Source organism: Stenotrophomonas sp. ZAC14D2_NAIMI4_6 (genome assembly GCF_003086875.1).
Lineage (GTDB): Bacteria > Pseudomonadota > Gammaproteobacteria > Xanthomonadales > Xanthomonadaceae > Stenotrophomonas.
Genome location: NZ_CP025996.1, coordinates 247515 through 260880, shown reverse-complemented (window position 1 = coordinate 260880; position 13366 = coordinate 247515). Strand labels below are relative to the sequence as shown.

11 protein-coding genes are annotated in these 13366 nt (G+C 68.4%); 5 read left to right on the top strand and 6 right to left on the bottom strand.

Annotated features, from left to right (window positions below):
• The first annotated feature begins 339 nt into the window (after positions 1–339).
• On the top strand, positions 340–1107 hold the full coding sequence (locus C1933_RS01075; protein ID WP_108751838.1) for a DUF2884 family protein: 768 nt from the start codon (positions 340–342) through the stop codon (positions 1105–1107).
• A 98-nt stretch (positions 1108–1205) separates the two neighbouring features.
• Here C1933_RS01075 and zapE read toward each other — a convergent pair whose 3' ends face one another.
• Both zapE and C1933_RS01065 read right to left on the bottom strand, forming a co-directional pair.
• On the bottom strand, positions 1206–2306 hold the full coding sequence (gene zapE / locus C1933_RS01070) for a cell division protein ZapE (RefSeq protein ID WP_108751837.1): 1101 nt from the start codon (positions 2304–2306) through the stop codon (positions 1206–1208).
• Positions 2303–2974 (bottom strand): alpha/beta family hydrolase, encoded by a 672-nt coding sequence (locus C1933_RS01065; protein ID WP_108751836.1) that lies wholly within the window; start codon positions 2972–2974, stop codon positions 2303–2305. Before C1933_RS01065 ends, zapE begins: the two co-directional genes overlap by 4 nt.
• Before the next feature lie 43 nt (positions 2975–3017).
• On the opposite strand from C1933_RS01065, the gene C1933_RS01060 reads away from it, so the two are divergent.
• Entirely contained in the window at positions 3018–3875 is an 858-nt protein-coding gene (locus tag C1933_RS01060; RefSeq protein ID WP_108751835.1) for a hypothetical protein, read from the top strand.
• A gap of 118 nt (positions 3876–3993) precedes the next feature.
• Here C1933_RS01060 and C1933_RS01055 read toward each other — a convergent pair whose 3' ends face one another.
• From C1933_RS01055 to C1933_RS01045, 3 genes are all read right to left on the bottom strand, one after another.
• Positions 3994–5439: an ExeM/NucH family extracellular endonuclease gene (locus C1933_RS01055; protein WP_108751834.1), complete on the bottom strand. Its 1446-nt coding sequence runs from the start codon at positions 5437–5439 to the stop codon at positions 3994–3996.
• 376 nt (positions 5440–5815) lie between these two features.
• Positions 5816–6334 (bottom strand): c-type cytochrome, encoded by a 519-nt coding sequence (locus tag C1933_RS01050; protein WP_108751833.1) that lies wholly within the window; start codon positions 6332–6334, stop codon positions 5816–5818.
• Between the two features lie 181 nt (positions 6335–6515).
• A complete protein-coding gene (locus C1933_RS01045; protein ID WP_108751832.1) occupies positions 6516–7130 on the bottom strand; it encodes a TetR/AcrR family transcriptional regulator in 615 nt (204 codons plus the stop codon).
• A 158-nt stretch (positions 7131–7288) separates the two neighbouring features.
• Here C1933_RS01045 and C1933_RS01040 point away from each other — a divergent pair, with 158 nt between their 5' ends.
• From C1933_RS01040 to C1933_RS01030, 3 genes are read left to right on the top strand one after another with little or no spacing between them, the layout of a single operon-like run.
• On the top strand, positions 7289–8452 hold the full coding sequence (locus C1933_RS01040) for an isovaleryl-CoA dehydrogenase (RefSeq protein WP_108751831.1): 1164 nt from the start codon (positions 7289–7291) through the stop codon (positions 8450–8452).
• 10 nt (positions 8453–8462) lie between these two features.
• The gene (locus C1933_RS01035) at positions 8463–10073 is read left to right on the top strand and encodes a carboxyl transferase domain-containing protein (RefSeq protein WP_108751830.1); all 1611 of its coding nucleotides are present in this window, start codon (positions 8463–8465) and stop codon (positions 10071–10073) included.
• Positions 10074–10114: 41 nt separating this feature from the next.
• On the top strand, positions 10115–12097 hold the full coding sequence (locus tag C1933_RS01030) for an acetyl/propionyl/methylcrotonyl-CoA carboxylase subunit alpha (RefSeq protein WP_108754691.1): 1983 nt from the start codon (positions 10115–10117) through the stop codon (positions 12095–12097).
• Positions 12098–12102: 5 nt separating this feature from the next.
• Here C1933_RS01030 and C1933_RS01025 read toward each other — a convergent pair whose 3' ends face one another.
• Positions 12103–13272, bottom strand: a complete 1170-nt coding sequence (locus tag C1933_RS01025; protein WP_108754690.1) for a putative peptide maturation dehydrogenase — start codon at positions 13270–13272, stop codon at positions 12103–12105.
• Positions 13273–13366: the final 94 nt, after the last annotated feature.

The window sequence follows — 13366 nt, the reverse complement described above, 5'->3', positions numbered from 1 at the left end:
CACAAGATAGTGGGGGTAGAGGGGGCCGTCAACGCCAAATGTAGTGAAATCTGGTAATCCCTTGCGGCGCAAGGATCATGCCATCGGCGGCGCGTTTGGACGCTTCAGACCTGCTGGAACCGCCTGCGCAGTCAAGACCGAAAGGCGTCACAAGCGCGGTACAACGTGCTGCGCAAACGGAACAATGACAGCTTCACATGACAGTGATGAAGCTGGCTAGGGACAACCCTGTGGATAGGTGGTGGGCAGTCGGTGGGAAAGCCTGTATGGCCGGACCGGTGACGTCGCCTTCTGTGCACGGGATGCTGGGACCCTGCACTGACCGGAAAGGATTCCACCATGCGCCTGACCCTGCCCGCCCTGGCCCTGCTGGGCTGTCTGGCCACCGCCCCGGTGATGGCCGGCGACGCCCCGCAGCTGCGCTCGGACCAGTGCGGCATGCGCACCGACTACGACGTGCTGGTGGACAGTGGTGGCATCTGGCTGCGGCATGGCCCGCAGGCGCCGCACGAGGTGGTGTTCCACGATGGCGTGCTGAGCCTGGACGACACGGTCGTGCCGGTCAGCGAGGCCGACGCCGCCCGCCTGCGGCAGATGGAGGCCGGGGCGCGGCAGCTGATGCCGGCGGCCACGGCGCTGGCCCATGAAGTGAGCGGACTGAGCTTCGATGTGCTCGACGGGGTCTATGAGGGCCTCACCGGCACCGCCAACAGCCGCAAGGTGCGGCGCCTGCGCCGGCAGGCCGATGACTGGATCGGCGGCACGCTGGGCAAGGGCTATTGGGAACAGGCGGTGTTCGGGCCGGGCTTCGAGGCCAGGGTGCAGGACATGGCCGAATCGCTGTCCGCGTCCATCGCCCGCAGCATGCTCTGGCAGATGGTCACCGGCCGCAGCGAGACGATGGAGGAGCGCGCCGACCGCCTGGACGCGCAGATGGAACAGCAGCTGGAAGGCCGCGCCGAGCGCATCGAGGCCAGCGCCCAGGCGCTGTGCCCGCTGGTGGCCGCCGTGGCCGAGGCCCACGATGCTCTGGAGGTGCGCTACCAGGGGCAGCCGCTGCGGCTGATCAAACGCAGCGAGGGCGTGCAGGTGGCCGGCGATCCGTAGCGTCGAGCGTGCTCGACCATCGTTGGCACCGCGCGTCGCCAGGCGCAGTCGAGCATGGCTCGACTCTACAAAGGCGAATGCGGGCCGGGGGCCGGCCCTCACGCCCGGTGCGGGGTGCCCAGGTATTCGGCGCTCTGCATTTCGATCAGGCGCGAGGCGGTGCGCTCGAAGGCGCCCTGCAGGCGCTGGCCGCTGTACAGCTCGATGGGCGAGGTGCTGGCGGTGCAGACCAGGTTGACGTGGCGGTCGTACAGCTCGTCGATCAGGTTCACGAAGCGGCGCGCGGCATCTTCGTTCAGGCGGTCGAAGGCGGGGATGCCGCCCAGCAGCACGGTGTTGAACTCGTGCGCGATCTCGATGTAATCCGACGGGCCGCGCGGGCCTTCGCACAGGGCGGCGAAATCGAACCAGGCAATGCTCTTGCCGCGGGCCCGCACCGGAATCTTGCGGCCCTCGATCTCGATGTTGCCGGCCTTGGCCGCCTGCCCACCGCTCAGCTCGCCCCAGCGGCTGCCCAGCCAGTCGTCGCTGTCGGCGGCCAGCGGCGCGCGGTACACCGGCGAGCGGGTCAGCGCGCGCATGCGGTAGTCCTCGGTGCCTTCGGCATACAGCTCCACGCAGAAGCGCTGCAGCAGGCCGATGGCCGGCATGAAGCTCTCGCGCTGCAGGCCATTCAGGTACAGGTTTTCCACCGCCGTGTTGGAGGTGGTGACCAGGGTCACACCCTCGGCGAACAGGCGCTCCAGCAGCCGCGCCAGCAGCATGGCATCACCGATGTCGGTCACGAAGAACTCGTCCAGCACCAGCACGCGCAGGTTGCTGCGCCATTCCTGGGCGATCTTCGCCAGCGGGTCGCTCTGCCCCTGGTGCTCGCGCAGGCGCTCGTGCACGCTGCGCATGAAACGGTGGAAGTGGGTGCGGTACTTCTGCTTGATCGGCAGGCCGTCGTAGAACAGGTCCACCAGGAAGGTCTTGCCGCGCCCCACCCCGCCCCAGAAATACAGGCCCTTTACCGGCTCGGGCTTCTTCCAGAACGAGGACAGGCGGTCCAGCCAGCCGTCTTCGGCGCTGTCCACCAGCCCCAGGTGGATGCGGTCCAGCTCGGCCAGGGCCGCGTGCTGGGCCGGGTCGTTCTGCCAGTCGCCGCGGGCCACGCCGGCGGCATAGCGCTGCGAGGGGGTCTGCACCGCCTCGTTCATGCCGCCGCGCCCAGCCAGTGCTTCACGCCGTGGGTAAGTGCGCCGCGCAGATCGATCAGCTTGCGGTGGAAGAAGTGGCTGGTGTCGGGCATGCGCACCAGCTCGTGCGGCGCGCCCAGGGTGTCCAGCCACTGGTAGACCGCCTGCGGATCGACGATTTCATCCTGTTCGCCCTGGATGACCAGCCAGCGGGCCGGCGGCTGCACGCCGTCGAAATCCCAGCGACCAGCCGGCGGTGCGATCGAGATGAGCGCCTCCGGCTGCAGTTCAGCGGCGGCCTTCAGCGAAACGAACGACCCGAAGCTGAAGCCGGCCAGCCACAGGCGATCCTGCGGGCGCTGGCTGCGCACCCAGGCGGCCACGGCCTTCAGGTCGTCCTGTTCGCCATTGCCATGGTCGAAGTCGCCGGCCGAACCACCCACGCTGCGGAAGTTGAAGCGCACCGTGGCGATGCCCTGCTCGCGCAGGGTGGTGGCGGTCATGGTCACCACCTTGTTGTGCAAGGTGCCGCCTTCGGTGGACAGCGGATGGCAGACGATGGCCACGATCGGCTGCGCCGGCACGTCGGCCTTGGGCAGATCGACCACCACTTCCAGCGGGCCGGCCGGGCCGTCCAGTTCAAGACAGGCGGTTTCGCCGGGAGCAACGGGGAACGAGGGATTGCGCATGGCAACATGATACCGTCCCCCGCCCCTGCCCTGTGCCTGCCCCATGCTCTATCTGTCCCTGGCTGTGATCTGCAGCGTGCTGGTGTCGGTGCTGTTGAAGCTGGCCGGGCGGCGCGCACTGGACGTGCCGCAGATGGTGACCTGGAACTACCTGGTGGCCGCCACCCTGACCGCCGCGGTGCTGCAACCGCCGCTGGATGCGCTGCGCGCGCCGCATGCGCCGTGGGCCGCGCTGCTGGCGCTGGCGGTGGTGCTGCCGACCATTTTCCTGGTGCTGGGCCGCGCGGTGGCGGTGGCCGGCATCGTGCGCAGCGATGTGGCCCAGCGCCTGTCGCTGCTGCTGTCACTGGCCGCGGCCTTCCTGTTCTTCGGCCAGACCGCCACGCCGTGGAAGCTGGCCGGGCTGGCGCTGGGCCTGGTGGCGATGGTGGCGATCAGCCTGCGCCCGCGCGGGCCGGCCGTGGCCGCCTCGCCCGGCGGCTGGGGATGGCTGCTGGGGGTATGGGGCGGGTTTGCGGTGGTGGACGTGCTGCTGAAGCAAGTGGCGCTGTCCGGTACGCCGTCGATGGCGGCGGTGCTGGCCAGTTTCAGCGTGGCCTTCGTGCTGATGCTGGCGCTGCAGCTGTGGCGGCACTTCAGCGGCCGCAGCCGGCTGGCCTGGCGCAACCTGGGCGCCGGCGCGCTGCTGGGCCTGCTCAACGGCGGCAACATTCTTTTCTATGTGCACGCGCACCAGTCGATGCCGGACAGCCCGGCCACGGTGTTCGCCGGCATGAACATCGGCGTGGTGGTGCTGGGCGCGCTGGTGGGCGTGTTCGCCTTCGGCGAGGCCACCACGAAGTGGAACCGCGCCGGCCTGGCGCTGGCGGTGCTGGCGATCGGCTTGATCGCTTGGGGTTGAGGCATGACCGGGGTCGGATCCCATTCCAACGGAATGGGCTCTGACCCCGGCGTCTTCCCAAAGCAGTCGAGCATGGCTCGACTCTACGGAAAGCCGCCGGGCGTGCCCCGGCGAATCCTTATTTGTCGAAGCCCAGCAGCAGCGGGTCGTGGTCGGAACTGCGCCACGGGCCCTGCACGTTGCGGCCCTGGTAGCCGCTGGCGTCCTGTTCGTCGGCATTGCTGTGCCATTCGGCGGCACCGGCCAGGCGCTGGGCCATGCTGGCGCTCAGCAGCGCGTGGTCCAGGCGGCCGCTGTAGCCGTTGTAGACGTAGCTGTAGGGGTGCTCGACCTTGGCCACCTTGAACGCATCCTGCCAGCCCAGGTCGTGCAGGGTGCGGATCGGGTCTTCCATCGCGTAGGCATTGAAGTCGCCCAGCAGCACGATGTCCTTCACCTTAAGGCGCGCGGCTTCGGCCTTCACCCACTGGTTGAGCTGACGCGCCGATTCCACGCGGGTGGCATTCCAGCAGCCCTGCCCGTCGTTCTGGTCGGCATCGGCACCGCTGGCATCGCGGCAGCCCTTCGACTTGAAGTGGTTGGCCACCACCATGAACGGTGCGCCCCTGCCCTGGAATGCCTGCGCCAGCGGCGCACGGCTATGTTCGGCGAACGGGCCGTCGAGTTTGGTCAGCGGCTTGCCCAGCGGCTTGAACGCACCGCGCTTGTAGATGATGCCGACGCGGATCGGATTGGTGCCCGGGCCTTCGCCGGCGTCAACAAACGCCCAGTGCTGCGTGGCGGGCAGGCCGGCGTTGAGCGCGCCGACCAGTTCGGCGATGGCCGACTGCGGACCGTAGCCGTCGTTTTCCAGTTCCATCAGCGCGGCGATATCGGTATCGAGGGCGCTGATGGTGGCCACCAGCTTGGCCACCTGCGCCTTGTGTTCGTCCAGCGTGCGCGCGCCGCGCAGGGTCGGGAAGCCGCCGCCCTGGCCGTCGCCGTTGAAGAAGTTTTCCAGATTGAACGCCGCGATCTGCAGGCTGCCGGGCACCTTCGGCACGGCCGGGCGCTGCAGTTCCGGCAGCTGCAACGTGCCGTCCACCTGCAGGCGGGCACGGCCCTGCGCGTCCACGCGCACGGTGCCTTCCACGTTGCGCAGCTGCATGCCGGTGCGCAGCACCGGGTTGCCCGGCAGGTAGGCCACGCTGCCGGGGTCACGGGCGTCGCTGCCGTCGTCCAGCAGCAGGCGGCGGCGCTGGTTGTCGGCCATCACCTGTTCACTGCCAGCGGTACCCGGGGCGGCCACTTCGCTGGGCTGCCACAGGCGGCCATCGAAGGCCACGGTCAGCTCGCCGAAGCGTTCCAGGCCGTCGGTGCCGGCCAGAGTGAGCGGCGCGGCGATGCGCACGTGCTGGCCCTGCAGGGTGCGCCAGTCGGCCGGGGCCGCGGTAAGCACCACGGTGGCGCTGCTGCGCGGGGCCGGGCTGGTGGCCGGAGCCGGCGTGGCCTGCGGCTGGGCCTGGGCGAACGCAGCGGCCGGCAGCAACAGGGACAGAGCAAGGGCGAGGGAACGGCGGCGCATCGACTCACGACTCCATGAATTGAGGCGCACAGACTAACCCTGAAATGCGAAACCCCCGCGACGCGGGCGGTTTTGGCCTTGGCCGGCAAAGCCGCTGGGGGGCGCGACAGGGGAAACCGGGGCACCCGGCGGGTCCGCGGCGGTCCGGGGCTGTCCGGGGCGCTCGGGGCAACCGGCGGGTAGAGTCGACTGTCAGTCGACTATCGCGCGCAGCGCGGGCCGTTCGGTGGCATTGGAAAGAGCAGTCGACCAACGGTCGACTCTACCGGGCGTTGCCCCGTTCCCCCGTTCCCCCGTTCCCCCGTTCGACGGTTCGCCCGTTCCGCCGTTCCCGCGTTCGCCCGTTCGCGCGTTTCGCCGTTCCCCCGTCCGGCGGTTATTTCAGGTTGCCCAGCATCCAGTCCACGGTGGCGTGGATCTGCTCTTCGGTCAGCGCCGGGTTGCCGCCCTTGGGCGGCATGATGCCGCCGTCCGGGCCGGTGTAGCCCTCGATGGCGTGCTTGTAGAGGGTGTCCTTGCCCTGTGCCAGGCGCTGGTCCCAATGCGCGTGGTCCAGGGTGGGGGCCTGGCCGACACCGGTGGTGTGGCAGGCGGTGCACAGGTTGTCGAAGATGACCTTGCCATCGGTGGTGCCGCCATAGGCCACCTGGGCGGCGGCCTTGGCCAGCGCGGCGGCCTTGGCCGCGGCCTGCGCGGCCGCGCCCGTGCTGCCGGCGTAGACCGCACCGGTGGGCGCGATGCGCAGCTCGGTGCGCTTGGCCGCCGTGGGCGACACTTCAGGCGGAATACGCGTGTGGATGTAGGCGGCCAGCAGGATCAGGCCAAGGGTGATGGCGGCCAACAGGGCAATCACCATGGAAAAGCGTTTCAGGAACTCCAGATCGTAATTCCGCACTCTTCGTTACCCCTGGCTGGTAGTCGTGGGACCACGGCTGAGCGACTGCGTGTAGGGGCGAGTATAGAACGCGCTTTGCGCGCAACAACAGGCGCCCGTGCTGGTGCGGCGCAACATGCGGCCGCACGCGGGTAGCGCCGGGCCATGCCCGGCGAACAGACACCGTCGAGCAAGCTCGACGCTACAAAAGCGGGGCGCCAACGGCGCGCAGGCAGAAGCTGCAGATCGCGTCCACCAGTGCGTCTTCGTCGCGGTGTGCTTCGCGGCTGGGCGCGGTGGGGCCGACCATCGCTTCGGTGAACGCCCCCACCAGGCACGCGGCAGCAGCATGGGTGTCCTGCGCCGGCAGTTCGCCGCTGGCCACGCCTTCTTCCAACAAGCGCAGGAACACATCGCCGAAGGCGCGGCGCCCGCGCATGCGCTCGGCCTCCACGTCCGGGTCCACCGGCTCGACGATGAAGGCATGGGCCAACCCCGGCCCGGCCAGGGCGCGGCGCACGAAGGCGGTGATGGCCAGGCGCAGGCGCTCGCCCACCGGCCCCGGCGCGGCGGCAATGCGCTCCATGATCGCCACTTCATGGGCCACGGCCGCGTTCAGCACTTCCACGAACAGCTCGGCCTTGGAAGGGAAATGCCGGTAGATCAGCCCGGTGGACATGCCGGCCTGGGTGGCCACGGCGGTCACCGGGGCGTTGCGCCAGCCGCCAGCGGCCACCAGCGCACGGGTGGCCAGCAGGATCCGTTCACGGGCCCCGGCCAGGCGTTCTTCCATCAATGCAGAGCGTTTGTAGGCCATGTTCTGATTCTAGTTTCAATTTTTGAATTTGTATTCACTTCTTCATCGAACCCCGCTACGCTGGGCCCGAATCGCCCGTGCGGGGCCTGCCTTCAACAGGCCCCGCTCCCCCTTCACGGGTGCGTCCATTCCCCACCTTCCCTCGTGGAGCCACCGCAATGCACGTGCCATCCCTGAACTTCGATCTTGGCGAAGAGATCGACCTGCTGCGCCAGAGCGTGGCCCATTTTGCCGCCGCCGAGGTCGCTCCGCTCGCCGCCGAGGCCGATGCCAGCAACCAGTTCCCGCTGGCGCTGTGGCCGAAGCTGGGCGAACAGGGCCTGCTGGGCCTGACCGTGGAAGAAGAATACGGCGGCACCGGCATGGGCTACCTGGCCCACGTGGTGGCGATGGAAGAGATCTCGCGCGCTTCGGGTGGCATCGGCCTGTCCTATGGCGCGCACTCCAACCTGTGCGTGAACCAGCTGCGCAAGAACGGCAGCGAGGAACAGAAGCAGCGCTTCCTGCCCGACCTGTGCAGCGGTGCCAAGGTGGGTGCGCTGGCAATGAGCGAGCCCGGCGCCGGTTCGGACGTGGTGTCGATGAAACTGCGCGCTGACAAGCGCGGCGACCGTTACGTACTGAACGGCAACAAGATGTGGATCACCAACGGCCCCGACGCCGACGTGCTGGTGGTCTACGCCAAGACCGACATGGACGCCGGTGCCAAGGGCATCACCGCCTTCCTGGTGGAAAAGGGCATGAAGGGCTTTTCCACCGCGCAGAAGCTGGACAAGCTGGGCATGCGCTCCTCGCCCACCTGTGAACTGGTGTTCCAGGACTGCGAAGTGCCCGAAGAAAACGTGCTGGGCGCCGTCGGCGGCGGCGTGCGCGTGCTGATGTCCGGCCTGGATTACGAGCGCGTGGTGTTGTCCGGCGGCCCGCTGGGCCTGATGGCCGCGGCCATGGACGTGGTGATGCCGTACGTGCACGAGCGCCACCAGTTCGGCGAGGCGATCGGCAGCTTCCAGCTGATCCAGGCCAAGATCGCCGACATGTACGTGGGCCTGGGCGCCTGCCGCGCCTACGTCTACGCGGTGGCGCGCGCCTGCGACCAGGGCCGCACCACCCGCCAGGACGCCGCCGGCGCCATTCTGTATGCCGCCGAAAAAGCCACCTGGCTGACCGGCCAGGCGATCCAGATCCTGGGCGGCAACGGCTACATCAACGAATACCCGACCGGCCGCCTGTGGCGCGACGCCAAGCTGTACGAGATCGGCGCCGGCACCTCGGAAATCCGCCGCATGCTGATCGGCCGCGAACTGTTCCAGCGCACCCTGTAAGGCCACTGCGATGACCGTATTGAACACCCAGCTGCAACCGGGCAGCGACACGTTTGAAAGCAACCGCGCGGCCATGCAGGCCGTGGTCGACGACCTGCACGCCACCCTGGCGCGCACCGCGCTGGGCGGCAGCGAGGCGGCACGTGCCAAGCACACCGCGCGCGGCAAGCTGCTGGTGCGCGACCGCATCGACGCCCTGCTCGACCCGGGCAGCGCCTTCCTGGAAATCGCGCCGCTGGCCGCGCACGGCATGTATGACGATGCCGTGCCCGCAGCCGGCGTGGTGGCCGGCATCGGCCGGGTAAGCGGCGTGGAGTGCGTGATCGTGGCCAACGATGCCACGGTGAAGGGCGGCACCTACTACCCGGTCACGGTGAAGAAGCACCTGCGCGCGCAGGAAGTGGCCGAGCAGAACCGCCTGCCCTGCATCTACCTGGTCGATTCGGGCGGCGCTTTCCTGCCCCTGCAGGACGAGGTCTTCCCGGACCGCGATCATTTCGGCCGCATCTTCTACAACCAGGCCAACCTGTCGGCGCAGGGCATTCCGCAGATCGCCTGCGTGATGGGCAGCTGCACCGCCGGTGGTGCCTACGTGCCGGCCATGAGCGATGAAACGGTGATCGTGCGCGAACAGGGCACGATCTTCCTGGGCGGCCCACCGCTGGTGAAGGCCGCCACTGGCGAAGTGGTGAGCGCCGAAGAGTTGGGCGGCGCCGACGTGCACACGCGCATTTCCGGCGTGGCCGACCACATGGCCGACAACGACCTGCAGGCACTGGCGCGGGTGCGCGCGATCATCGCCCAGCTGAACTGGCGCAAGCCGGAACCGGCGATGGCCGTGCAGGCGCCCGAAGAACCGCTGCTGCCGGCGCATGAGCTGTATGGCGTGATTCCCGCCGACACGCGCAAGCCCTACGACGTGCGCGAGGTGATCGCGCGCCTGGTGGACGGCTCGCGTTTCGATGAATTCAAGCCGCGCTATGGCGCGACCCTGGTCACCGGCTTTGCCCATCTGAACGGCTACCCGATCGGGATCATCGCCAACAACGGCATCCTGTTTTCCGAATCGGCCCTGAAAGGCGCGCACTTCATCGAACTGTGCACCCAGCGCAACATCCCGCTGGTATTCCTGCAGAACATCACCGGCTTCATGGTCGGCCGCAAGTACGAACAGGGCGGCATCGCCAAGGACGGAGCAAAACTGGTGATGGCGGTGGCCTGCGCCAAGGTGCCCAAGTTCACCGTGGTCATCGGCGGCTCGTTCGGCGCCGGCAACTACGGCATGTGCGGCCGCGCCTATTCGCCCAACTTCCTGTGGATGTGGCCCAACGCACGCATCGGCGTGATGGGCGGCGAGCAGGCCGCCAGCGTGCTGGCCACGGTGAAGCGCGATGGCATCGAGGCCAAGGGCGGCCAGTGGCCGGCCGAAGAAGAAGATGCATTCAAGGCGCCCATCCGCGAGCAGTTCGAACAGCAGGGCCACCCCTACTACGCCAGTGCCCGCCTGTGGGATGACGGCGTGATCGATCCGGTCGACACCCGCCGCGTGCTGGCCCTGGCGCTGTCGGCCAGCCTGAACGCCGCCCCGCAGCAGACGCGCTTCGGCGTGTTCCGCATGTAACCCATGCCATGACCGAGCACGCTCCCATGAAGCCCGTTGCCATGTTCACCAAGATCCTGATCGCCAACCGTGGCGAAATCGCCTGCCGCGTGATTGCCACCTGCCGTCGCCTGGGCATCGCCACCGTGGCGGTGTATTCCGATGCCGACCGCACCGCGCGCCACGTGCGCCTGGCCGACGAGGCCGTGCATATCGGCCCGGCCGCCGCCCGCGACAGCTACCTGCGCGCCGACGTGCTGCTGGACGCGGCGCGGCGCACAGGTGCGCAGGCCATCCATCCCGGTTATGGCTTCCTGTCCGAGAATGCGGACTTCGCCGATGCGTGTGCCGCTGCGGGCATCACCTTCATTGGCCCGCCGGCCAGCGCCATCCGCGCGATGGGCGACAAGAGCGCGGCCAAGGCGCTGATGGCCCAGGCCGGCGTACCGCTGACCCCGGGCTACCACGGCGACCAGCAGGCACCGGCCTTCCTGCGCGAACAGGCCGATGCCATCGGCTACCCGGTGCTGATCAAGGCCAGCGCCGGTGGCGGTGGCAAGGGCATGCGCAAGGTTGAACGCAGCGACGATTTCGTCGATGCGCTGGCCAGCTGCCAGCGCGAGGCCGCATCGGCCTTCGGCAACGACCATGTGCTGGTCGAAAAGTATGTCGAGCGCCCGCGCCACATCGAGATCCAGGTGTTCGGCGATACCCACGGTGATGCGGTCTACCTGTTCGAGCGCGACTGCTCGGTGCAGCGCCGCCACCAGAAGGTGCTGGAAGAAGCACCGGCGCCGGGCATGAGCGCCGAGCGCCGCGCGGCCATGGGCAAGGCGGCCGTCGATGCCGCGCGCGCGGTGGGCTACGTGGGCGCCGGCACGGTGGAGTTCATTGCCGGTCCGGATGGCGATTTCTACTTCATGGAAATGAACACCCGCCTGCAGGTGGAACATCCGGTGACCGAGTTCATCACCGGCACCGATCTGGTGGAGTGGCAGCTGCGTGTTGCGGCTGGCCAGCCGATGCCGCTGCGCCAGGAGCAATTGGCCATCCACGGCCACGCCATCGAAGCGCGGCTGTATGCCGAAGATGCCGACCGCGGCTTCCTGCCGTCCACCGGCACCCTGCGCCGCCTGCGACTGCCGACGCCGTCGGCGAACGTGCGCGTGGATACCGGCGTAGAGGAAGGCGACAGCATCACCCCGTACTACGACCCGATGATTGCCAAGCTGATCGTCTGGGACGTGGACCGCGATGCCGCGCTGCGCCGCATGAGCCAGGCCCTGGCCGACTGCCAGGTAGTGGGCGTGACCACCAATGCCGGCTTCCTGCGCCGGCTGGTGAACACCGATTCGTTTGCCAACGCGAAGCTGGATACCGCGCTGATCGAACGCGAGCAGACCGCACTGAATGCAGTGGGCGATGCCGATGACGATCTGTGGCAGCTGGCGGCCGTCGCGGCCGTGGCCAGCGCCGCGCGTGCCGGCAGCGATGCACGCGATCCGCATTCGCCCTGGCAGGCGCAGGACGGCTGGCGCCTGGGTGCCGCCGCAGCGCGCGTGCTGCCGCTGCAGCAGGGCGAGCGCACGCGCACGCTGAAGGTGTGGGCGCAGGCCGACGGCTGGCGCGTGCAGTGCGATGACGCGGCGCCGGCAACGCTGATCGGCACCGCCGATGCACAGCACCTGACGTTGCAGGTAGGTGGCCGGCGCCGGTCGGCGCAGCTGCTGCGCGACGGCGGCCAGCTGTTCCTGTTCGATGCAGAGGGCCAGCACCGCTTCACCCTGCACGATCCGGTTGCCGAATCGGACACCGCCAGCACCGATGCCGGCAGCCTGCTGGCACCGATGCCGGGCAGGATCGTGGCCACCCTGGTCCAGGCCGGCACCCAGGTGAAGCGCGGCACGCCGCTGGTCGTTTTGGAAGCCATGAAGATGGAGCACACCCTGCAGGCACCGGCCGATGGCACGGTGAAGGGGTACCGCGCCAAGGCGGGCGACCAGGTGGGGGATGGCGCGGTGCTGGTGGATTTCGAGGCGGGTTGACGGTTTCAGGTTCCCGGCTGCCAGACCTGGCGGCCGGGATCGAACTCACTGGTTGTCATCAGCTCACTGCGCCAGCCAATCCCACAGATGGCCATGGGGCTCTGCTGCATCGGATCCAGCTCGAGTACCTGCTCGATATCCTGCTCATTGATCGCGGCGGTGACGAAGGCGCCCAGCCGGGCCTCGGTCGCACACGAAAGCAGCAGCTGCGAGGCGTGACCAACGTCGAGAATCACCGCACGGTAGGCCTTCGGATGCTGGCGATACTTCCAGAAGGTACGCGCAAAGCGTGGTGCAAGTATCACCTGAACATGGGCATCGGCGAACCACTGCTGCCCGGCAACAAACCGCCGGGCCAACGCAGCGGGATCGTCAATCGGCCCAGCAACGGGGCTGAGGCTGTGGTCGATGGGATGGTAGCGGTACAGGCCGGGCTCCAGGCCCAGGACGGACTGGACCAGCAGGAAGGCCTCGGTGGGATGCAATCCCCCCGCAGAGGGCACGTTCTTCTTCAGGAAGATCGCGTCATCACCTTCGCGCTGCTCTCCATGACTGGCGAACACCCGCCATAGCAGCTGTGAGAGCGTGGCAAGGTCGAGCAGGCGTGTGCGATCAAAGTTGCGGCAGGTAGCGCGCTGTTTGAGCCAGGCATCGAAGGGCACTTCATCAGGCACCACCAGATCGATGGCGCGCTCTCCAGGCTCGGCACATGCCGGCGGTGGCGGACCCAGTTGCCTGCACAGGCCCGCTGCCGTCTCCAGTCCCGCTTCGCGCAGTGCTGTGACACTGTCCTGGTTCTGCCAGCGCGCGAGCCGATGCATGACCGCCGCAGGCGTCCACCAGGAGGTGGCTGACAAGGCTCGCTCGGCCTCCTGCCACGCGTGATCCTCATCGCCATCGCCGAACACGAGGCCGGCTTGGCACAGACGCGCGATGACGCCACGCGAAAACTGCGGACCGTCTTCCGTCCATTGCGCAGCGGGCATCCGCCCCAATGCCAGCAGCATGTCCTCGTCCAGCACGACCCCTGCGTCCAGATGCGGAGCAACGGCCACCCACTGCGTGCTGCTGACGACCGAGGTTCCACCCGCCAGCAGGTCGGCCACAGCGTAGTGTTCGACCGTGCGCAGTTCGATCATGAGCTGCTGGCAGCGGCGGAAGCGGGGTACGGGCATGGCGGTGGTCCGGGAAGTCGACAGAGAGGTTTTCGGCCGCAGCAGCTGGAACTGTCGGCTCAAGCCATCGCGGCCGCCGCCGCTACCTGCACTG

Excerpts from the sequence above, each read along its gene's own strand:
- C1933_RS01045 (WP_108751832.1), bottom strand. The coding sequence starts at position 7,130 with ATGGCCTACAAACGCTCTGCATTGATGGAAGAACGCCTGGCCGGGGCC.
- C1933_RS01065 (WP_108751836.1), bottom strand. The coding sequence starts at position 2,974 with ATGCGCAATCCCTCGTTCCCCGTTGCTCCCGGCGAAACCGCCTGTCTT.
- C1933_RS01055 (WP_108751834.1), bottom strand. The coding sequence starts at position 5,439 with ATGCGCCGCCGTTCCCTCGCCCTTGCTCTGTCCCTGTTGCTGCCGGCC.
- C1933_RS01040 (WP_108751831.1), top strand. The coding sequence starts at position 7,289 with ATGCACGTGCCATCCCTGAACTTCGATCTTGGCGAAGAGATCGACCTG.
- C1933_RS01025 (WP_108754690.1), bottom strand. The coding sequence starts at position 13,272 with ATGCCCGTACCCCGCTTCCGCCGCTGCCAGCAGCTCATGATCGAACTG.
- C1933_RS01060 (WP_108751835.1), top strand. The coding sequence starts at position 3,018 with ATGCTCTATCTGTCCCTGGCTGTGATCTGCAGCGTGCTGGTGTCGGTG.
- C1933_RS01075 (WP_108751838.1), top strand. The coding sequence starts at position 340 with ATGCGCCTGACCCTGCCCGCCCTGGCCCTGCTGGGCTGTCTGGCCACC.
- zapE (WP_108751837.1), bottom strand. The coding sequence starts at position 2,306 with ATGAACGAGGCGGTGCAGACCCCCTCGCAGCGCTATGCCGCCGGCGTG.
- C1933_RS01030 (WP_108754691.1), top strand. The coding sequence starts at position 10,115 with ATGTTCACCAAGATCCTGATCGCCAACCGTGGCGAAATCGCCTGCCGC.
- C1933_RS01035 (WP_108751830.1), top strand. The coding sequence starts at position 8,463 with ATGACCGTATTGAACACCCAGCTGCAACCGGGCAGCGACACGTTTGAA.